The organism is Streptomyces sp. NPDC091281 (assembly GCF_044757425.1).
Taxonomy (GTDB): Bacteria; Actinomycetota; Actinomycetes; order Streptomycetales; family Streptomycetaceae; genus Streptomyces.
Genome location: NZ_JBIVUY010000019.1, coordinates 1 through 21266 on the forward strand (window position 1 = coordinate 1; position 21266 = coordinate 21266).

Genomic DNA, 21266 nt, shown 5'->3' on the forward strand with positions numbered 1-21266 from the left:
CATTCCGAACCCGGAAGCTAAGCCTTACAGCGCCGATGGTACTGCAGGGGGGACCCTGTGGGAGAGTAGGACGCCGCCGAACAATCATTGTGGGAAACCCCGCACCGTTATGGTGCGGGGTTTTCTGCGTTTAGCGCGGTTTTTTTCAGGGGTTCCCTTTCGGTTTCGGGGGGAGCCCCTTTTTCGTTTTTACAGGCGGCCTGTTGATTTGAGGGAGAGGTAGGTGTCTGCCAGCGCGGGGGGCAGGGCGTCGGGGGTGGCGTCGACGACGGTGACTCCGTGGCGGCGGAGCTGGTCGGCGGTGCGCAGGCGTTCCGTCTGGGTCTGGGCGGCGGAAGCGGCCTCGTACACGGCGTCGGGGGTGCCGCGGGAGGTGGCCATGCGGGCGATGTGCGGGTCGGCCACCGAGGCGACCACGACGGTGTGACGTCGTGTGAGGTGCGGGAGGACCGGGAGGAGACCCTCCTCGACGGGTGCCGCGTCGAGGGAGGTCAGCAGGACGACAAGGGAACTGCGGGGTGCCGTGCGCAGAGCGGTGGTGGTGAGGCCGTGGGCGTCCGTCTCGATCAGCTCGGGCTCCAGGGCGGCCATCGCGTCAACCAGAGACGGGAGCGTGTCGCGGCCGGTGCGGCCTTGGACGAGGGCGCGGACGCGGCGGTCGTAGGCGAGGAGGTCGACGCGGTCGCCGGCGCGGGCGGCCAGGGCGGCGAGCAGGAGCGCCGCGTCCATGGCGGCGTCCAGGCGGGGCGTGTCCCCGACACGGCCCGCTGAGGTGCGGCCCGTGTCGAGGACCAGGAGGAGGTGCCGGTCGCGTTCGGGGCGCCAGGTGCGGACGGCGACCGTGGAGTGGCGGGCGGTGGCACGCCAGTCGATGGAGCGGGTGTCGTCGCCGGGGACGTACTCGCGCAGGCTGTCGAACTCCGTGCCCTCGCCGCGGGTCAGGAGGCTGGTGCGGCCGTCGAGTTCGCGCAGGCGGGCCAGCTTCGACGGGAGGTGCTTGCGGCTGCTGAACGGGGGGAGCACGCGTACGGTCCACGGGACCTGGTGGGTGCCTTGGCGGGAGACGAGCCGCAGAGGGCCGTAGGAGCGGATCGTGACGCGGTCCGGGTGGTGGTCGCCGCGGCGGGTGGGCGTGAGACGGGTGGTGACACGACGGCGTTCCCCGGCGGGGACGGCCACGTCGTGGCGGGAGGTGATGGTGTCCGTGGCGGTCGGGAGGCTGCTCGGGGGCCAGGCGTCGCGCAGCGCGGCCCGCAGGGGGCGGCGGGACGGGTTCGTCAGCGTGAGGGTGACGTCGGCGGTCTCGCCGAGGCGTACGGAGGTGTCGCCGGAGCGCGTGAGGCGCAGACGGCGTACGGGGGCGGCGAGGGCGTAGTCGCAGGCGCACGCCAGCGCGAGTGGGGCGTTGACGGCGAGGAGGCCGGTCCAGTCGGGGGCCCAGAGGCCGACGGGCAGGGAGCCGAGGGCCGCGAGGAGCGCGGTGCGTCCGGTGAGGGCCATCAGCGGGGGACGGGGACGTGGGCGAGGAGGGCGGTGATGACCGAGTCGGCGGTGACCCCCTCCATCTCGGCCTCCGGGCGGAGGTGGACGCGGTGGCGGAGGGTCGGCAGGGCGAGGGCCTTCACGTCGTCGGGGGTGACGTAGTCCCGGCCGGTCAGCCAGGCCCAGGCGCGGGCCGTCGACAGGAGCGCGGTCGCGCCGCGCGGGGAGGCGCCGAGAGTGAGGGAGGGCGACTCGCGGGTCGCACGGCAGATGTCGACGACGTATGCGGTGATCTCGGGGGAGACGGTCGTCTTCGCGACGGCGGCGCGGGCGGCCTCCAGGTCGGCGGGGCCCGCGACGGGGCGTACGCCGGCGGCGCGCAGGTCGCGCGGGTCGAAGCCCGAGGCGTGGCGGGTCAGGACGTCGATCTCCTCCTGGCGGGAGGGGAGAGAGACCGTCAGTTTGAGGAGGAAGCGGTCCAGTTGGGCTTCGGGGAGGGGGTAGGTGCCCTCGTACTCGACGGGGTTCTGTGTCGCGGCGACCAGGAACGGCTCGGGCAGGGGGCGGGGGGTGCCGTCCACCGTGACCTGGTGTTCCTCCATCGCTTCGAGGAGGGCGGACTGGGTCTTCGGCGGGGTGCGGTTGATCTCGTCGGCGAGGAGGAGATGGGTGAAGACCGGGCCGGGCTGGAAGGAGAACTCGGCGCTGCGGGTGTCGTAGACGAGGGAGCCGGTGACGTCGCTCGGCATCAGGTCGGGGGTGAACTGGACGCGCTTGGTGTCGAGGTCGAGGGTCGCGGCGAGGGCGCGCACGAGGAGGGTCTTGGCGACGCCGGGGACGCCTTCGAGGAGGACGTGTCCGCGGCACAGCAGGGCGACGACGAGTCCGGTGACGGCGGGGTCTTGGCCGACCACGGCCTTGGCGATCTCGGCGCGCAGGGCCTCCAGGGCGGCGCGGGCGGCGCTCGGGTCCCCGGTCGGCGCGGCGTTGTCAGTGGTCGGGTCCATCATGGACGGCGTACCTCTCTTTCGAGGGCGTCGAGGTGGTCGGCGAGGGCGGTCAGCGCCCGGTCGTCGGCCGGGGGCGGGCCGAAGAGGAGGGTGTGCAGGGAGTGCCCGTCGCCGTGGAGGTGGGCGGACAGGGCGGGGACGAGGACCTCGGGCGTGTGGGCCCGGGGGACGGGGACGCCGACGAGAGGGGCGAGGCGGGTGCGGGTCGTGGAGCGAAGAGCGGTGGCGGCGCGGTCGCGCGCGTCGGCCTTGCGGTAGAGGCGGGCGCGGCCTTCGGTGGTCTCGGAGGCGCGGATCGCGACGGGGAGTCGTTCGGGTACGAGGGGGCCGAAGCGGCGTGCCCGCCAGAGGGCGGCGAGCACGGCGGCGACGAGGAGTTGCAGGGTGCCCCAGAGCCAGCCGGACGGCAGCAGGTCGAAGAGGTCGCGCTGCTCGTGCGGTGCGGCGGCGGAGGAGTCGGTGAGGGAGGGGAGGTACCAGACCAGATGGGGCCGTGTGCCGAGGAGTTGGAGGGCGAGGGAGGCGTTGCCGTGCTGGTCGAGGTGGTCGTTGAGGAGGATGTCGGGGGCGCCGAGGACGATCGTGTCGCCGGAGCCGGGTGTACGGGTGGGGGCGGCGGTGTCCGTGCCGGTGCCCGTCTCCGTGCCCGTCGGGGGTGTCGGTGTGGCGGGGATGCGGACCAGGGTGGCGAGGCGGTTGCTGGGGTAGCACTCGTCGACGTCGAGGTGGGTCGTCGAGTAGCGGACGCCGCCGGTGTCGGCGCTGCCCGCGCGGCGCGCGGCGGGCAGGGCGCAGCCGGGGGCGAGGGTGGTGGAGCGGCTGGCGGCCGGGTCCGCGGTGACCCCGGGGGCCAAGGTCTCCACGGACCAGGTGCCGGGGGCGACGAGGACCGTACGGCCGCCGCCCGCGGTGACGGCCTCGTGCAGTCGGCTCTGCTGGCGGAGCGTCAGGAGGTCGGGGGAGGCGACCAGGAGGGTGGTGTCCGGGGCCGCGGCGGCACGGGCCGCGGCGAGGGTGGTGACCACGCGTGTCGAGACGCCCCGGTCGGCGAGGAGTTCGGCCACGGCGCGGCTGCCGTTGGGGTCGGCGGAACGCGGGTCGAGGGCGCCGTGCAGGGCGTCGGAGCGCAGGACGGCGAGCGTGGTGGCACCGGCCAGGAGGATGCCGAGGCCGATGAGGAGACCTCGCGAGCGGGTCCACAGGTGGCGGGTGGTGGGGGAGGTCGAGGTGGGGGCGGGGGCGGTGCTGGCATCGACGTTGGCTTCGGCATCGACGTTGGCGTCGACGGTGGAACCGGCATCGGCATCGGGGGCTGCCGGGGGAGTGGCGGGCCTGGGGCCGGTGGGGGTGGTGGTCGGTTCGGTCATCGGGGGGTGTCCCGGCTCGTGGGGCGGGTCGTGTCCGTCGTGGTGCCGGTCGTGCTCGGGGTGCTCGGCCTGCTGCTCGGGCCGGTGGGGGTGAGCGCGGGGCGGGTGGTGTCCAGGGCGCGGTCCAGGTCCGCGAGGTCGCGGTACGTCTCTTCGGTGGCGGTGCGGCCGCCGTACGTGACGTCGTCGAAGGCGCGGGCGGCGCGGCGCAGCGGCGCGGCCCGGGTGGGGAGCGTACGGCCCGCCTCGGTGGCCGCCTCGTCGGCGGTGCGGCCGGGATGGTCGTCCAGGAGGGCGCGTTCCTCCAGGGCGCGGACGAGGCCGCGCATGCGTTCCTGGACGGCCTGGTTCCAGTGGCCCCGGGCGGCGTGCGCCTCGGCGGCCGCGCGATGGTCGGCGGCGCTGCGCGGGCGGTCCTCGAACAGGGCGGCGGTCGGGGCGGCGCCGCGGCCAGGGGTGCCGAGGCGCCACCAGAGGGCGCCTGCCACGGCGGCGACCGCCAGGACCACGGCCAGCAGGCCGAGCACACCGCCCGGCGTGGCGGTGGAGGCGGCGCCGAGGAGGCCGTCGAGCCAGTCCCAGAACGCGTTCAGGGCCCGTTCGAGGAGGCCGGGGTCGTTGTCGTGGTACAGCCGCTTGGCCAGTTCGCGTTCGGCCGCCTCGCGGGCGGGGTCGCGCGGGACGGTGACCGGGGGGCCGTCGTCGGCGGCCCGCACGGAGAGCGGGGTGCCCTGCCCGCCCCGAACCAGTGCGCGTACTGCGGACGCGGCGGACCGGGTCAGGTCGTCGGTGCGGGACAGGACGGCGTGGGCCGCCCCCGCGTCGTCGGGCGGCGTCGGCTCGGGTGCGCCTGCCGGTGGTGCGGTGAGGAATCCCCCCGCCGGGCTCACCGCATCAGCTCCCCGGGGTGGCGCCGGGCGCGGGACCGCCGTAGCCCTGCACGCCCGCGGCGCGCGCCAGGTCGAGGTCGAGGGCCTCGCGGCGGATGCGCTGGTCGACGTAGAGGAGGACGGCCACGCCCGCCGTGATCGGGAAGGTGATCAGGGAGCCGATCACCGAGCCGATGCCGCTGACGACGAGGTACGTCCAGCCGAGGTCGGTGCTGCCGTCCGCGAAGGCGCTGAGGCCGCCGTCACCGAGGGCCGCGCCCAGCAGCGCGAAAGGCACTCCGATGATCATGGCGACGACGTTGGCGATGATCAGGGACAGCACCTGGATGCCGAAGACCCGCCACCACGAACCGCGCACCAGCTTCATCGACCGGACGAACGCCTGCCTGATGCCCTGCTTCTCCAGCATCAGCACCGGCGACGCCAGCGACAGGCGGACCATCAGCGAGACGGCCGCGACGACGGAGCCGATGCTGCCCAGGGCCGTGAGCGCGTCGCGCGCGGCGCCGCCGACCAGGGCGCCCGGCAGGATGAACACCACGGCGACACCGGACACGATCAGCAGCATGAGGAAGATCAGCCCGAACAGCTTCAGCAGCTGCGGGCGGGCGTCGCGCCAGGCCTCGCCGGTGGTCACCGGCTTGCCGAGGATCGCACGGCTGGTGACGGCCGTGAGCAGGGCGGTCGCCGCGATCGTGCCGATCAGGCTGACGAGCAGGACGGCACCCGAGTTGATCAGCACGTCGCCCAGGGCGCTGGTCTGCTCGTCGAGCGTGGCGCTCGGGTCGGTGAGGGCCGTGGTGCTCGTGCTCTCGTCCAGGACCAGGCCGCGCAGCAGGACCACGACGACCTCGACCACGACGGCGACCGTCAGGGAGATGCCGAGGACCGTGCGCCAGTAGGTGCGCATCGTGGAGACCGCGCCGTCGAGGATCTCGCCCACACCCAGCGGGCGCAGCGGGATGACGCCGGGCTTCGCGGCGGGCGGGGGCCCGCCCCAGCCGCCACCGCCCCAGCCACCGGGGGCGCCGTAGCCGGGACGGCTGTTGTGGCCGGGCTGAGTTCCGTAGCCGGGGTGGGTGCCGTAGCCGGGGTGGCCCGTGGGGCCGCCGGGCTGGTCGGGGCCGGCCGGTGGGCGGGGGCCCCAGCCGGGGCCGGGCGGGGGCGGCGGTGCCTGGCCCGCGGGCTGCTCCGGGGCCTGGCCTCCGGTGGGGGCGGACCACTGGGCGGGCGGGGGCTGCTGCGTGGACCACTTCGCGCCCGGAGCGGCGGGGGCGTTGGGGGCGGCAGGGCCGTCCGCGGCGTCGGCCGGGGGTGCGTCCTGGGCGGGGGCGGGTGCGGGAGTCCGGGCGGTCTGGGGGCCGGGTTCCGGCTCGGGCGACGTGTTGTCGGCGGGGCGCTGCGGTGGCGTCGGCTTCTGGCCGTCCGCCTGCGCGGTGCCCGCGGGTGCCTGGTCGGCCGGCTGGGCGGGGATCGCGGAAGGCCGCTCCGCCGACGGGGCGCCGCCGGGACGGGCGGCGGAGTCGGCAGACGTGGACGTCCCGGGCTCCTGTCCGTCGGACGGGGCGGATCCGGGCGAGGCCCAGCCCGGAGTGTCGTTCATCGTCGCTCCTTCACGGTGCCCGACCGCGGGCGCGGCGGCAGGTTGGAAGCCATCGTGCCATGGGGAGGTCAAGGACCGACCGGCCGAGGTCGGGGCTGCGCACCTTCAATTGTCCGACGGATTGCGGGCACACTGACGGCATGGCTGATCAGTACGCGCACCCAGGCGAGGACAAGCGGCCCGACGACATCCCGGCGATCCGCTGGGAGGAACCACCCGAGGGCCCCGTCGTGGTCCTCCTCGACCAGACGAGGCTGCCCGCCGAGGAGGTGGAACTGGTCTGCACGGACGCGTCGACGCTGGTCGAGGCGATCCGGTCGCTCGCCGTGCGCGGGGCACCGCTGCTCGGCATCGCCGGGGCGTACGGCGTCGCGCTCGCCGCCGCCCGCAACTTCGACGTGGACGAGGCCGCCTCCGCCCTGGAGAGCGCCCGGCCCACCGCGGTGAACCTCGCCCTCGGCGTGCACCGCGCCCGCGACGCCTACCGCGCGGCACTCGCCGACGGCGGCCCCGACCAGGCCGCCCTCGCCGCGCTCACCGCCGCCCGTCAGCTGCACCGGGAGGACGCCGAGGCCAGCGCCCGCATGGCCGCGCACGGCCTCACGCTCCTCGACGAACTCCTCCCCGGCGGCGGCCACCGGGTCCTCACCCACTGCAACACCGGCGCACTGGTCTCCGGCGGCGAGGGCACCGCGTTCGCCGTGGCGCTCGCCGCGCACCGGGTCGGCAGGCTGCGGCGCCTGTGGGTCGACGAGACCCGGCCGCTGCTCCAGGGCGCCCGGCTCACGGCGTACGAGGCGGCCCGCAACGGGATGGCGTACACGCTGCTCACCGACAACGCGGCCGGGTCGCTGTTCGCGGCCGGGGAGGTCGACGCGGTGCTGATCGGCGCCGACCGGATCGCCGCCGACGGCTCCGTCGCCAACAAGGTGGGCAGCTATCCCCTCGCCGTGCTCGCCCGCTACCACCACGTGCCGTTCGTCGTGGTCGCGCCGGTCACGACGATCGACCTCGCGACGCCCGACGGCGCGGCCGTCGAGGTGGAGCAGCGGCCCGGCCACGAGGTGACCGAGCTGGCCGCACCGCACGCGCCCGCATCCGGGCCGGGCGGCGGGCTCGCCGTCGCCCCGCTGGGCACGCAGGCCTACAACCCGGCGTTCGACGTGACCCCGCCCGAGCTGATCACGGCGATCGTCACCGAGGAGGGCGTCCTCTCACCGGTGACCGGCGCCGGACTGGCCGAGCTGTGCGCGCGGTCCCGGGCGCGGGCGGGGGAGGGCGTGGCGGGGGGCTGATTCCGGCGGCGCCGATCGTCGGCCTGTCGTTGCGGGCGGGGCCGTGGGGGGCGCCGTAAGGAAGGGCGGTGGCGGGAGGCGAGCGGCGGGGCGGCCTGAGGCGGCGGTTCGGCGGGCGGCTCGGAACTGTGCGCCTGGGCAACTGTGCGGCTGGGTGCCGGGCGCGGCAGGCGGCGGCCGGGGGGCTCTCGGATGCGCCGGGGTGCGGGGCGCGGGGATGATGGCCGTGCGGTGCGGGGATCTCCGGGCCGCGATGTCGTGGTGATCGGGTCGAGAGGCCTTCCGGGCCCTTCCGCGAGGCTTGCGGGCCCTTCCGCGAGGCTTCCGGGCCCTTCCGCGAGGCTTCCGGGCCCTTCCGCGGTTTCCGGGACCCCTCCGAAAGGCCGGGAGCCGGGCGCCCGGAACCGGGAGCCGGGCGCTCGGAGTGCCCGTGGCGCAAGGTGACCGGTCGGTCTGTACTGCGCCACCGATGTCTCGTCGGGACATCGGCGGCGGAGGGCAGGGGCAGACAGTGACCGTTCTCTACGACTATCGTCACGGGCTGGTGACCCTGCTCACCTGCACCGCCTTCACCGTTATGAGAATGGGATGATGTCGTTTATGAAGGGACGAGTCCTGGTCGTCGACGACGACACCGCACTGGCCGAGATGCTCGGCATCGTGCTGCGTGGTGAAGGTTTTGAGCCGTCTTTCGTGGCCGACGGTGACAAGGCGCTGGCCGCGTTCCGCGAGGCGAAGCCCGATCTGGTGCTGCTCGACCTGATGCTGCCAGGCCGGGACGGCATCGAGGTGTGCCGCCTGATCCGCGCCGAGTCCGGCGTACCCATCGTGATGCTCACGGCGAAGAGCGACACCGTCGACGTCGTCGTCGGCCTGGAGTCCGGCGCCGACGACTACATCGTGAAGCCGTTCAAGCCGAAGGAGCTGGTCGCCCGCATCCGGGCCCGGCTGCGGAGGTCGGAGGAGCCCGCCCCCGAGCAGCTCGCCATCGGCGACCTCGTCATCGACGTGGCCGGGCACTCCGTCAAGCGCGACGGACACTCCATCGCCCTCACCCCGCTGGAGTTCGACCTGCTGGTCGCCCTCGCCCGCAAGCCCTGGCAGGTCTTCACCCGCGAGGTCCTCCTCGAACAGGTGTGGGGCTACCGGCACGCTGCGGACACCCGGCTGGTCAACGTGCACGTCCAGCGGCTGCGCTCCAAGGTCGAGAAGGACCCCGAGCGGCCGGAGATCGTCGTGACCGTCCGAGGTGTCGGCTACAAGGCCGGACCGAGCTGACATGTCCGGGGACAGCGCCGCTTCGGCCCCCGGCCGGTCCGGGGCCCGACCGGAGCGGCCTGTCGGCCCGCGGAAGAACGGCTCACGCTTCGGGCACCTCCTCGCGGGCGGACTCCTGCACGGCGGCGTCCGCAACAGCCCCGTGCTGCGGCTCCTGCTGCGCTGGATACGCAGGCCGCTGCTGCCCGTGATGCGGCTGTGGCGGCGCAACATCCAGCTCAAGGTCGTCGCCACCACCCTGCTCATGTCGCTCGGCGTCGTCCTGCTGCTCGGCTTCGTCGTCATCGGGCAGGTCCGCAACGGCCTCCTCGACGCCAAGGTCAAGGCCTCCCAGAGCCAGGCCACCGGCGGCTTCTCCGTCGCCAAGCAGAACGCCGACGAATTCGCCGGGACCGCCGCCGACGACGGCACCCCCGGCGCGGACGGCACCCAGAACGTCATCGAATGGATGAGCGAACTCGTCTCCTCGCTGTCCAGCGGCGGACAAGGCGCCTTCGACGTCGTCACCCTGCCCCCCGGCGACGACAGCGGCGGCGGACGCGGACCCCGCGCCTCCGGCTTCGTCGACCCCAACAAGAGCGTCCCCGAGGACCTCCGCGCCCGCGTCAACAGCGACCCCGGCGCCGCCCAGAGCTACAGCCGCATCATCTACAGCAACGACAAGGAACCCCAGCCCGCCCTCGTCATCGGCAAACAGGTCAACGACCCCAACGGCGACCCCTACGAGCTGTACTACCTCTTCCCCCTCACCCAGGAGGAGAAGTCCCTCAGCCTCGTCAAGGGCACCCTCGCCACCGCCGGACTCTTCGTCGTCGTCCTCCTCGGCGCCATCGCCTGGCTCGTCGTACGGCAGGTCGTCACCCCCGTCCGGATGGCCGCCGGGATCGCCGAACGGCTCTCCGCCGGGCGCCTCCAGGAACGGATGAAGGTCACCGGCGAGGACGACATCGCCCGCCTCGGCGAGGCCTTCAACAAGATGGCGCAGAACCTCCAGCTGAAGATCCAGCAACTGGAGGACCTCTCCCGCATGCAGCGCCGGTTCGTCTCCGACGTCTCCCACGAACTGCGCACCCCGCTCACCACCGTCCGGATGGCCGCCGACGTCATCCACGAGGCCCGCGAGGACTTCGACCCCGTCACCGCCCGCTCCGCGGAACTCCTCGCCGACCAGCTCGACCGCTTCGAGTCCCTCCTCGCCGACCTGCTGGAGATCAGCCGCTTCGACGCCGGAGCCGCCGCCCTCGAAGCCGAACCCATCGACCTGCGCGTCGTCGTCCGCCGCGTCGTCAGCGGCGCCGCGCCCCTCGCCGAACGCAAGGGCACCACCGTCCGCGTCCGCGGCGACCTCCAGCCCGTCGTCGCCGAGGCCGACGCCCGCCGCGTCGAACGCGTCCTGCGCAACCTCGTCGTCAACGCCGTCGAACACGGCGAGGGCAAGGACGTCGTCGTCCGCCTCGCCTCCGCGGGCGGCGCCGTCGCCGTCGCCGTACGCGACTACGGCGTAGGCCTCAAGCCCGGCGAGGCCACCCGCGTCTTCAGCCGCTTCTGGCGCGCCGACCCCGCCCGCGCCCGCACCACCGGCGGCACCGGACTCGGCCTCTCCATCGCCCTGGAGGACGCGCGCCTGCACGGCGGCTGGCTCCAGGCCTGGGGCGAACCCGGCGGCGGCTCCCAGTTCCGGCTCACCCTGCCCCGGACCGCCGACGAGCCCCTGCGCGGCTCACCCATCCCCCTCGAACCCAAGGACTCCCGCCGCAACCGCGGCCTCAACGAGGCCGGACTGCCGCGCGCGGGCGGCGAGAAGAGCGCCACCGTGCCCGTACAGCCCGCCGCCGAACAGCGCGCGGCCGCACGCGCGCCCCTCGCACCCCGCCACAACCCCGTCGCCCCCACCGCCGACCCCACCGCCCTGCCCGGCAACGGCGCCCGCGTCGTCCCCCGCCCCGCCTCCGGCACCCGCCCCCGCCCCGCGGACGACGACGCCACGAGCCGGCGTACGGACACGGCCTCCGGTACGGACACGGTTTCCCGTACGGATGTCGCGGACGGCGCCGGCAACGGCAGCAGCGGCAGTGGCAGCGGCAGCAACGGTCGGACCGGCGACGGCGACCGGCAGCGGCAGGAGCAGGAGCAGCACAGCGCGGCCCGCCAGGGACGCACGGACGGCTCGAAGGAGCAGGGGGAGGCATTCCGTGGGCGGTGACCAGCGGGCGAGCCGCCGCACGCCGGAGCACACCCCGGCACCACACACCCCGGCGCGCACCCGAGCCCGCACGACGGGACGCACTCCGGCGCACGTCCTCGCGTACGCCGTCTGCGGTGCCGTCCTCCTCGCCGGATGCGCCTCCATGCCCGACGGCGGCGACCTCCGCGGCGTCGAGTCCACCCCCCGCCAGGACACCCAGGTCCGCGTCTTCGCCATGCCGCCCCGCGACGACGCGCCCCCCTCCGAGATCCTCCAGGGCTTCCTCGAAGCCCTCACCAGCGACGACCCCCGCTACTCCACCGCACGCCAGTACCTCACCCCCGACGCCGCCCAGAAATGGCAGCCCGAGAGCGCCACCACCGTCCTCGTCGACGGCCCCGGCACCCAGGCCGACCGCGCCGGCACCCGCGAAGAGGCCACCGACTACACGTTCCGCCTCACCGGCACCCGCGTCGCCACCGTCGACGCCCAGCAGGCCTACACGCCCGCCTCCGGCGACTACAACCAGAGCGTGCACCTCGCGCGCGATAAGAAGAGCGGCCAGTGGCGCATCGACGTACCGCCCGAAGGCGTCGTCATGGGCAAGTCCGACTTCCAGCGCAACTACATGTCGCTCAACAAGTACTACTTCGCGTCCGACACCACCTCCGCCGGGTCCGGCCAGCCCATGGCCGTCGCCGACCCCATCTACGTCCGCGAACGCGTCGACCCCACGACCCAGATGGTCCGCTCCCTCCTCGCCGGACCCACCAGCTGGCTGCGCCCCGTCGTCCGCTCCAGCTTCCCCACCGGCACCGCCCTCGCCAAGGGCGTCGCCTCCCTCACCCCCGACGACCAGAACAAACTCACCGTGCCCCTCAACGACAAGGCCGCCGGCATCGGCCAGGGCAAGTGCGACGAGATGGCCGCCCAGCTCCTGTTCACCCTCAAGAGCCTCAACGCCACCCTCGACGAGGTCGAACTCCGCGCCGGAGACCGCCGCCTCTGCAACCTCACCGGCGACCGCGCCATCGCCGTCGCCGAACGCGGCGCCGAGACCCACCCCGACTACCTGTACTTCATCGACGGCCGCCACCGTCTCCTGCGCACCACCGACAGCGGCGACAGCGCCCGCTCCGAACCCGTCCCCGGCGCCCTCGGCGATGGCGCCACCGCCGTACGCTCCGTCGCCGTCGCCCGCGACGAACACACCGCCGCCGGAGTCTCCCTCGACGGCAAGGCCCTCTACGTCACCACCACCGTCGCCAGCAGCTCCCTCGGCGAGCCCGTCCTCCAGAGCAAGGGCAAGACCGAGAACGACCGGCTCACCACCCCCAGCTGGGACGGCCAGGGCGACCTGTGGACCGCCGACCGCGACCCCGCCGACCCCCGCCTGCTCCTCCTGGAGAAGGGCGGCGGCGACCCCCTCGAAGTCCTCACCCCCAGCCTCGACGGACGCATCAACGCCGTTCGCGTCGCCGCCGACGGCGTCCGCATCGCCCTCGTCGTCGACAAGGGCGGCAAACAGTCCCTCCTCATCGGCCGCATCGAACGCGACCTCACCGGCGAACGCCCCGTCGTCTCCGTCCAGGAACTCCGCTCCGCCACCCCCGACCTCGAACAGGTCACCACCATGTCCTGGGCCGGCGACAGCCGCCTCGTCGTCGTCGGCCGCCAAGCCGGAGGCGTCGAACAGGTCCAGTACGTCCAGTGCGACGGCTCCATCCCCGAGACCGGCACCCTCCCCGGCCTCACCGAGGTCACCAGCATCGCCGCCGCCGACGACACCGACGCCCCCCTCTTCGCCACCTCCAAGGGAGGCCTGCTCTGGCTCCCCGGAGGAAGCGGCTGGCGAACCCTGGAGGAAAAGGCCTCCGTCGCCTTCTACCCCGGATGAGACCAGCCGCCCGCCCGTAGCCGCCCGCAGTCAACCGTAGCCGCCAGTAGTTATCCACAGGGCTGTCGGAGCCCCCGCGAACTCGGCACAGTAGACCCCGTGAACAGCGTTCGACGGTGGTGGCAGGACCTCTCCGGCCTGGTCCTGCCCGCCGACTGCGCGGGCTGCGGCCGCGCCCGCACGGTGCTCTGCCCCGACTGCCACACCGCCCTCGGAGGCACCGCACCGCGCCGGGTCCGGCCCGACCCCGCACCGCGGGGACTGCCCGCCGTCCACGCAGCGGCACCGTACGCCGACGAGGTGCGCGCCGTCCTGCTCGCCCACAAGGAACGCGGGGCACTGGCACTGAGCAGGCCGCTGGGGGCGGTGCTGGCGGGGGCGGTGTGGGCGGGGGTGGTGGCCTGTTCGAGGGGGGAGGCGGCGGGGGGTGGGGTGGGGTGGGGGAGGGGGGAGGGGCCCCCACCCCCCGAGATCCTTCTGGTCCCCGTCCCCTCCACCCCCCGAGCCACCCGCTCCCGCGGCCATGACCCCGTGCGGCGGATCGCTCGGGCCGCCGCGGCGGAGCTGCGGGCGGCAGGGGTGCCTGCTCGGGTGGCGGCGGTGGTGCGGCAGCGGCGTCCGGTGGCCGATCAGGCGGGGCTGACCGCGTGGGAGCGGTCGGAGAACCTGCGTGGGGCGCTCGGGGTCGTGTCCGGCGGGGTGCGCGTGTTGCGCGAGGGTGGGGCGGTGGTGCTGGTCGACGACCTGATGACGACGGGCGCCTCCCTCGCGGAGGCGGCGCGCGCGGTGCGTACGGCGAGGGCGGCGGGGGGATCGGCGGGGGCTGAGGGCGTGGATGGCGCGGATGGCGTGGACGGGCCCGTGTATGTGGGCGTCGCCCGGGAAGGCAGAGGAGTACGAGTGTCCCGGACGGCGGAAGGAGGTGCGGGCGGGGTGTCGGCGCAGGGGCTCCGAGGGGCCGGACGGGCCGACGGAGTGCTGTGCGCGGCCGTGGTCGCGGCTCCACCGGTCGCCTTCGAAATAAACCGGAACTGACGGGGGACTTGTGTCGTTGCAGGTAATGAGAGGGTCAATTCACCTGAACGGAGGTACGGCGCAGTAGAGGGTGACGACATCCGTCCGGGCGAGATATGTTCGGTTGTGAGGGAAAGCCGCAGGCCACACCTCTCGAATCCGAATGCCGTGCTGCGCTTATCGGTATTCACCCGCAGCACCTGGGGTGGAGATCTCGCCCATGGGGGAGGAGGAGGTGGACGTCACCGAGTCCGAGGTTCCGGAGCTCACCGGAGCCTGGTGCAAAAGGGAGATGCTCCGCCGTTGATGCGGAGTGATCCGGGAACGGAGTTCTGCGTGGACATCGTCGTCAAGGGCCGCAAGACCGAGGTGCCCGAGCGGTTCCGCAAGCACGTGGCCGAGAAGCTGAACCTGGAGAAGATCCAGAAGCTCGACGGCAAGGTGATCAGCCTCGACGTCGAGGTGTCCAAGGAGCCCAACCCCCGTCAGGCCGACCGCTGCGACCGGGTGGAGATCACCCTCCGCTCCCGCGGTCCGGTCATCCGTGCGGAGGCGGCGGCCAACGACCCGTATGCGGCTCTCGACCTGGCGGCGGAGAAGCTCGACGCGCAACTGCGCAAGCAGCACGACAAGCGGTACACCCGGCGCGGCGCGCGCCGGATCACGGCGGCGGAGGTGCCCGACCACGTCCCGGGCGTCGCGACCCTCGACGGCAGCAACGGCCTGCCCGTCCCGGCCCAGGAGCCCGGCGGCGTCCCGACGAAGAAGATCGGATCGCTGGAGGTGCAGGGCGACGGCCCCCTCGTGGTCCGCGAGAAGACCCATGTGGCCGCCCCGATGACCCTCGACCAGGCCCTCTACGAGATGGAACTGGTCGGACACGACTTCTACCTCTTCGTCGACTCCGAGACGAAGGAACCCAGCGTCGTCTACCGGCGGCACGCGTACGACTACGGCGTGATCCACCTCAACACGGACCCGATGGTCACGCAGGCGCACTCCCCCGAGGCGGGCGGCGCGCTCGGCGGCTGATCAGGCCGGGTGACAGCGGTACGGGTGCCCCCGGGAGCGCGTGTGCGCCCCCGGGGGCACCCGTGCGCGCCCCTTCCGGCATCACGTTGTCACCGGGTTGTCGTCGGGGCATGGAATCATGGCGGTAACGGCTCAACCGGTGGGTCGTTGCCTTGCGTTGGCGCCGGCCCGGGACCTCGGCCGCGGCCTTCAGGGGGAGGAACGATGGCGGACAGCTTCGGACCGATGCAGGTCGGTGGCGCCCACGAGGGTGTCGTCGGCATGGGCCCGGACGCGGACACTGCTCCCCGCGAGGAGCCGATCAGGGTGCTCGTCGTGGACGACCACGCGCTGTTCCGCCGGGGGCTGGAGATCGTCCTCGCCGCGGAAGAGGACATCCAGGTCGTCGGTGAGGCGGGGGACGGGGCGGAGGCCGTCGACAAGGCGGCGGACCTGCTGCCGGACATCGTGCTGATGGACGTGCGGATGCCGAAGCGCGGGGGCATCGAGGCGTGCACCTCGATCAAGGAGGTGGCCCCCAGCGCGAAGATCATCATGTTGACGATCAGCGACGAGGAGGCCGACCTCTACGACGCGATCAAGGCGGGAGCGACGGGTTATCTCCTGAAGGAGATCTCCACGGACGAGGTGGCGACGGCCATTCGCGCGGTCGCGGACGGGCAGTCTCAGATCAGTCCGTCAATGGCGTCGAAACTGCTCACCGAGTTCAAGTCGATGATCCAGCGGACCGACGAACGGCGGCTCGTTCCGGCGCCGCGGTTGACGGACCGTGAGCTGGAAGTGCTGAAGCTCGTCGCCACGGGGATGAACAACCGCGACATCGCCAAGGAGTTGTTCATCTCCGAGAACACCGTGAAGAACCACGTGCGGAACATTCTGGAGAAGTTGCAGTTGCACTCCCGGATGGAAGCGGTGGTCTATGCGATGCGGGAGAAGATTCTCGAGATTCGCTGAGGTTCTCTCCCGCCCTGTGCCGGAGGTTCCCTCCCGCCCTGTGCACGATTCGCGCCGCGCCCGCCCGCGCCGCGCCTGCCGCGTTGCGTCGCGTCGGACGTGCCTTCTGTGTCAGGCCAGGGCGTGCGCGAGTTCCCGGGTGAGGGGTTCGCGTAGTTCCGGGGCGTCCACGCGTTCCACCCGTACGTCGGTGCAGTCGACCCAGCGCGCGGCCTCGACCAGTGCCTGGGCGACGGCGGGGACGGCTCTGGGGCCCGCGAGGCCGACCTGGCGGGCGACGAGCGTGCGGCCTTCGCGCGCGGGGTCGACACGGCCGACCAGGCGCCCGCCCGCGAGGACGGGCATCGCGAAGTAGCCGTGGATGCGCTTGGGCTTGGGGACGTAGGCCTCCAGGCGGTGGGTGAAGCCGAAGAGGCGTTCGGTGCGGGCCCGTTCCCAGATCAGGGAGTCGAAGGGGGACAGCAGGGTCGTGCGGTGGCGTCCGCGCGGGGTGGTCTCCAGGGCGGCCGGGTCGGCCCAGGCGGGCTTCGACCAGCCCTCGACGGTGACGGGGACGAGGCCGGAGTCGGCGATGACGGCGTCGACCTGTTCGCCCTTGAGGCGGTGGTAGTCGGCGATGTCCGCGCGCGTGCCGACGCCCAGGGACTGGCCGGCGAGCGCGACCAGGCGGCGCAGGCACTCGGTGTCGTCGAGCGTGTCGTGCAGCAGGTCGGCGGGAACGGCGCGCTCGGCCAGGTCGTAGACGCGCTTCCAGCCGCGGCGTTCGACGCAGACGACCTCGCCGTACATCAGGGCGCGTTCCACGGCGACCTTGGTGCCCGACCAGTCCCACCACTCGCTGGTCTTCTTGGCGCCGCCGAGTTCGGTCGCCGTGAGGGGGCCCTCGGTGCGCAGCTGCTTGACGACCTGGTCGTAGGTGCCGTCGGGGAGGTCGTGGTTCCAGTGCGGGCGGGCGCGGTAGGCGCGGCGGCGGAAGGCGAAGTGGGGCCACTCCTCGATGGGGAGGATGCACGCGGCGTGCGACCAGTACTCGAAGGCGTGGGGGCGGGCGGGGCCGGTGCCGGTCGTGGGGGCGGGGTTCCAGTAGGCGTCCTCGACGGTGGCGCGGCCGACGGCGCCGAGGCGGGCGTAGGGGATCAGTTCGTGGGAGCGGGCGAGGACGGAGATGGTGTCGAGCTGGACGGCCCCGAGGTGGCGCAGGACGCCGCGGACTCCGGCCCGGCGGTCGGGGGTGCCGAGGAAGCCCTGGGCGCGGAGGGCGATCCGGCGGGCATCGTCCGCGGAGAGCTGGGCGGTGGGCGGCGGGGTCGTCATGGGGGAACGATAGGCGGTGGGTCTGACAGTCGGCCGGGGAGCGGTGCCGTGCCGGGTCGTCCCAGGGTGTCAGGCGGTCGCGGGGAGGTAGGGGGCGGTGGAGGGCAGGCCGAGGTCGGAGGGGAGGAGGGAGCCGATCCAGCAGTCGCGTCGTACGCCCTTGTTGTTGATGGCGGAGCGCAGGGTGCCCTCCAGGGTGAAGCCGGCGTGTGCGGCGACCGTGCGGGAGGCGGTGTTGCCGACCTCGGCGCGCCATTCGACGCGGTCGACGGCGAGGCGGGTGAAGGCCCAGCGGACGGCGGTGAGGGTGGCCTCGGTGGTGTAGCCGCGGCCGCGGTGCTCCTTCGCGGTCCAGAAGCCGATCTCGGCGGTGCCCAGGGAGCGCATGGTGAGGCTGAGGGCGCCGACCAGGGCGGTGTCGGTGGCGTTCCGTGCGCGCGCGGCGTCTTCCGCCGGGGCCGTCGTGGCGTGGCTCGCGCGCGTGCCGCCTCCGGCACGCGCACCGACGGGTTCGCTCCCGGAACGCGCGTCGACGGGTTCGCTCCCGGCACGTACGTCGTCGGGCTCGCTCCCGTTCTCCGGTGCCGTTCCGGCCGTTTCCGTGTCCCGTAGGAAGACGCCGAAGGTGAACATGGAGCCGTCGGCCCAGCCTTCGGGGGCGGTGTGTGCGGTGAAGGCGGCGGCGTGTTCGGGGAGGTAGGGGGAGGGGATGGTGGTCCAGCGCTGGATGTCGGGGTCCTGGACGGCGGCGTGCACGGCGTCGGCGTCGTGGGGGCCGAAGGGGCGCAGGACGAGGCGGTCGGCGGTGAGGGTGACGGGCTCCATCGGGCGATTCTGCGCGCGGGGCGGGGTGGGCGCCACGTCTTTGCCGTGTGTGAGTGCGTGATCACGATTCGCGCAATTCGTCGGGTGGACGCGGCACCATCGGCGGGGCCCGGACGTTGTCCCTGTGTGAGGAGATCCGGCGGTGCCGGGAGCGGTGTGCGGTCCGCGTGACAGCAGGCCTCCCGGCGTGGCGGGGTCCTCGCATACGATGGCCGTTGCTCAGCAAGTCGAATCCGATCCCGACCGTCCCAGGCCCGACCGGCAAGGAGACCAACCCCCGTGTCCGTCCTCTCGAAGATCATGCGTGCAGGCGAAGGCAAGATCCTGCGCAAGCTGCACCGCATCGCGGACCAGGTCAACTCCATCGAAGAGGACTTCGTCGACCTCTCCGACGCCGAGCTGCGGGCCCTCACCGATGAGTACAAGCAGCGGTACGCCGACGGGGAGTCCCTGGACGACCTGCTGCCGGAGGCGTTCGCCACGGTGCGTGAGGCCGCCAAGCGCGTCCTGGGCCAGCGTCACTACGACGTGCAGCTCATGGGCGGCGCGGCCCTGCACCTCGGTTATGTCGCCGAGATGAAGACCGGTGAGGGCAAGACGCTGGTGGGCACCCTGCCCGCGTATCTGAACGCGCTGTCCGGTGACGGCGTCCACCTGATCACGGTCAACGACTACCTGGCCGAGCGCGACTCCGAGATGATGGGCCGCGTCCACAAGTTCCTGGGCCTGTCGGTCGGTTGCATCCTGGCCAACATGACCCCGGCGCAGCGCCGCGAGCAGTACGAGTGCGACATCACGTACGGCACGAACAACGAGTTCGGTTTCGACTACCTGCGCGACAACATGGCGTGGTCGAAGGACGAGCTGGTGCAGCGCGGCCACAACTTCGCGGTGGTCGACGAGGTCGACTCGATCCTGGTCGACGAGGCGCGTACGCCGCTGATCATCTCGGGTCCGGCCGACCAGGCGACGAAGTGGTACGGCGACTTCGCGAAGCTGGTCGTGCGCCTCAAGCGCGGTGAGCCGGGCAACCCGCTCAAGGGCATCGAGGAGACCGGCGACTACGAGGTCGACGAGAAGAAGCGCACCGTCGCGATCCACGAGTCCGGTGTCGCCAAGGTCGAGGACTGGCTGGGCATCGACAACCTGTACGAGTCGGTGAACACGCCCCTGGTGGGCTATCTGAACAACGCCATCAAGGCGAAGGAACTGTTCAAGAAGGACAAGGACTACGTCGTCATCGACGGCGAGGTCATGATCGTCGACGAGCACACCGGTCGTATCCTCGCGGGCCGCCGCTACAACGAGGGCATGCACCAGGCGATCGAGGCGAAGGAGGGGGTGGACATCAAGGACGAGAACCAGACCCTCGCCACGATCACCCTCCAGAACTTCTTCCGCCTCTACAGCAAGCTCTCCGGCATGACCGGTACGGCGATGACCGAGGCCGCCGAGTTCCACCAGATCTACAAGCTCGGTGTCGTCCCGATCCCGACGAACAAGCCGATGGTCCGCATGGACCAGTCGGACCTGATCTACCGCACCGAGGTCGCGAAGTTCGAGGCGGTCGTCGACGACATCGCCGAGAAGCACGAGAAGGGCCAGCCGATCCTGGTCGGCACGACCTCGGTCGAGAAGTCCGAGTACCTGTCGCAGCAGCTCAGCAAGCGCGGGGTGCAGCATGAGGTGCTGAACGCCAAGCACCACGAGCGTGAGGCGCAGATCGTCGCCCAGGCGGGCCGCAAGGGCGCCGTGACGGTGGCGACGAACATGGCCGGCCGTGGTACGGACATCAAGCTCGGCGGCAACCCCGAGGACCTCGCGGAGGCGGAGCTGCGGCAGCGCGGCATCGACCCGGAGGAGCACATCGAGGAGTGGGCCGCCGCCCTCCCGGCCGCGTTGCAGCGCGCGGAGGAGGCCGTGAAGGCCGAGAAGGACGAGGTCGAGCACCTCGGCGGTCTCTACGTGCTGGGCACCGAGCGGCACGAGTCGCGTCGTATCGACAACCAGCTGCGCGGTCGTTCCGGCCGTCAGGGCGACCCGGGCGAGTCCCGGTTCTACCTGTCGCTGGGCGACGACCTGATGCGGCTGTTCAAGGCGCAGATGGTCGAGCGCGTGATGTCGATGGCGAACGTGCCGGACGACGTCCCGATCGAGAACAAGATGGTCACGCGCGCGATCGCGTCGGCCCAGTCGCAGGTCGAGACCCAGAACTTTGAAACCCGTAAGAACGTCCTGAAGTACGACGAGGTCCTCAACCGTCAGCGCGAGGTCATCTACGGCGAGCGGCGGCGGGTCCTGGAGGGCGAGGACCTCCAGGAGCAGATCCACCACTTCATGGACGACACCATCGACGCGTACGTGTCGGCGGAGACCGCCGAGGGCTTCGCGGAGGACTGGGACCTGGACCGGCTGTGGGGTGCCTTCAAGCAGCTCTACCCGGTGAAGATCACCGTGGACGAGCTGGAGGAGGCGGCGGGTGACCGCGCGGGTCTGACCGCCGAGTTCGTCTCCGAGTCCATCAAGGACGACATCCACGACCAGTACGAGGCGCGCGAGAAGCAGCTCGGCTCCGAGATCATGCGCGAGCTGGAGCGGCGGGTCGTGCTGTCGGTCCTGGACCGCAAGTGGCGTGAGCACCTCTACGAGATGGACTACCTCCAGGAGGGCATCGGTCTGCGCGCGATGGCGCAGAAGGACCCGCTCGTGGAGTACCAGCGCGAGGGCTTCGACATGTTCTCCGCGATGATGGACGGCATCAAGGAGGAGTCCGTCGGCTATCTGTTCAACCTGGAGGTCCAGGTGGAGCAGCAGGTCGAGGAGGTCCCGGTCGAGGACGCCACCCCGGTCGACATGGAGAAGCAGGACGTCGTCCCGGCGCAGTCGCGCCCGGAGATCCGCGCCAAGGGGCTCGACGCCCCGCAGCGGCGCAACCTGCACTTCTCGGCGCCGACGGTGGACGGCGAGGGCGGCACCATCGAGGGCGACTTCGACAACGACGAGGAGCCCGTGCGGTCCGAGGCGGACGGTCTGACGCGCGCGGAGCGGCGCAAGCAGGCGAAGACCGGCCGCCGCCGGAAGAAGTAGCCGGGGCGCGCACAGCGTCGGCGTCGCGGGCCG

Annotated in this window: 15 protein-coding genes and 1 rRNA gene; 9 read left to right on the top strand and 7 right to left on the bottom strand. The window is 72.6% G+C overall.

All coding sequences use genetic code 11. From position 1 onward, the window contains the following. Positions 1-82: ribosomal RNA gene (gene rrf / locus ACIQPQ_RS35470) — 5S ribosomal RNA — on the top strand; the annotation flags it as partial. A 107-nt stretch (positions 83-189) separates the two neighbouring features. Here the strand turns inward: rrf and ACIQPQ_RS35475 are convergent. The 5 genes from ACIQPQ_RS35475 to ACIQPQ_RS35495 form a co-directional block, all read right to left on the bottom strand. Continuing rightward, positions 190-1500, bottom strand: a complete 1311-nt coding sequence (locus tag ACIQPQ_RS35475; RefSeq protein WP_401312538.1) for a DUF58 domain-containing protein — start codon at positions 1498-1500, stop codon at positions 190-192. After that, complete coding sequence (locus tag ACIQPQ_RS35480; RefSeq protein WP_401312541.1) at positions 1500-2489, bottom strand: AAA family ATPase; 990 nt, start codon at positions 2487-2489, stop codon at positions 1500-1502. The genes ACIQPQ_RS35475 and ACIQPQ_RS35480 overlap by 1 nt, the downstream gene beginning before the upstream one ends. Then, entirely contained in the window at positions 2489-3859 is a 1371-nt protein-coding gene (locus tag ACIQPQ_RS35485) for a DUF4350 domain-containing protein (protein WP_401312544.1), read from the bottom strand. The genes ACIQPQ_RS35480 and ACIQPQ_RS35485 overlap by 1 nt, the downstream gene beginning before the upstream one ends. Beyond that, positions 3856-4608, bottom strand: coding sequence for a DUF4129 domain-containing protein (locus ACIQPQ_RS35490; RefSeq protein ID WP_401312718.1), 753 nt, complete (start codon positions 4606-4608; stop codon positions 3856-3858). Before ACIQPQ_RS35490 ends, ACIQPQ_RS35485 begins: the two co-directional genes overlap by 4 nt. Before the next feature lie 145 nt (positions 4609-4753). Then, the gene (locus ACIQPQ_RS35495) at positions 4754-6352 is read right to left on the bottom strand and encodes a hypothetical protein (RefSeq protein ID WP_401312547.1); all 1599 of its coding nucleotides are present in this window, start codon (positions 6350-6352) and stop codon (positions 4754-4756) included. Between the two features lie 140 nt (positions 6353-6492). Between ACIQPQ_RS35495 and mtnA the strand changes: the two genes are divergently transcribed. The 7 genes from mtnA (at position 6493) to ACIQPQ_RS35530 (ending at position 16007) form a co-directional block, all read left to right on the top strand. Beyond that, a complete protein-coding gene (mtnA, locus tag ACIQPQ_RS35500) occupies positions 6493-7647 on the top strand; it encodes an S-methyl-5-thioribose-1-phosphate isomerase (RefSeq protein ID WP_401312550.1) in 1155 nt (384 codons plus the stop codon). Positions 7648-8235: 588 nt separating this feature from the next. Continuing rightward, entirely contained in the window at positions 8236-8925 is a 690-nt protein-coding gene (gene mtrA / locus ACIQPQ_RS35505; protein WP_383780672.1) for a two-component system response regulator MtrA, read from the top strand. 1 nt (position 8926) lies between these two features. Further along, positions 8927-11128, top strand: a complete 2202-nt coding sequence (gene mtrB / locus ACIQPQ_RS35510) for an MtrAB system histidine kinase MtrB (RefSeq protein ID WP_401312554.1) — start codon at positions 8927-8929, stop codon at positions 11126-11128. 145 nt (positions 11129-11273) lie between these two features. Further along, positions 11274-13007: an LpqB family beta-propeller domain-containing protein gene (locus ACIQPQ_RS35515; protein ID WP_401312721.1), complete on the top strand. Its 1734-nt coding sequence runs from the start codon at positions 11274-11276 to the stop codon at positions 13005-13007. Positions 13008-13106: 99 nt separating this feature from the next. Continuing rightward, positions 13107-14042 carry a ComF family protein gene (locus ACIQPQ_RS35520; protein ID WP_401312557.1) on the top strand — a complete coding sequence of 312 codons (936 nt, stop codon included), beginning with the start codon at positions 13107-13109 and terminating at the stop codon, positions 14040-14042. Between the two features lie 315 nt (positions 14043-14357). Continuing rightward, the gene (gene hpf / locus ACIQPQ_RS35525) at positions 14358-15053 is read left to right on the top strand and encodes a ribosome hibernation-promoting factor, HPF/YfiA family (protein ID WP_383780684.1); all 696 of its coding nucleotides are present in this window, start codon (positions 14358-14360) and stop codon (positions 15051-15053) included. Positions 15054-15257: 204 nt separating this feature from the next. Then, positions 15258-16007 (top strand): response regulator, encoded by a 750-nt coding sequence (locus ACIQPQ_RS35530; RefSeq protein WP_383780687.1) that lies wholly within the window; start codon positions 15258-15260, stop codon positions 16005-16007. Positions 16008-16118: 111 nt separating this feature from the next. Here the strand turns inward: ACIQPQ_RS35530 and ACIQPQ_RS35535 are convergent, their stop codons facing one another. After that, positions 16119-17321 carry a winged helix-turn-helix domain-containing protein gene (locus ACIQPQ_RS35535; RefSeq protein ID WP_401312561.1) on the bottom strand — a complete coding sequence of 401 codons (1203 nt, stop codon included), beginning with the start codon at positions 17319-17321 and terminating at the stop codon, positions 16119-16121. Between the two features lie 69 nt (positions 17322-17390). After that, positions 17391-18146 (bottom strand): GNAT family N-acetyltransferase, encoded by a 756-nt coding sequence (locus tag ACIQPQ_RS35540; protein WP_401312564.1) that lies wholly within the window; start codon positions 18144-18146, stop codon positions 17391-17393. A gap of 279 nt (positions 18147-18425) precedes the next feature. Between ACIQPQ_RS35540 and secA the strand changes: the two genes are divergently transcribed. Next, a complete protein-coding gene (gene secA / locus ACIQPQ_RS35545; RefSeq protein ID WP_401312567.1) occupies positions 18426-21233 on the top strand; it encodes a preprotein translocase subunit SecA in 2808 nt (935 codons plus the stop codon). The last annotated feature ends 33 nt before the right edge of the window (positions 21234-21266 follow it).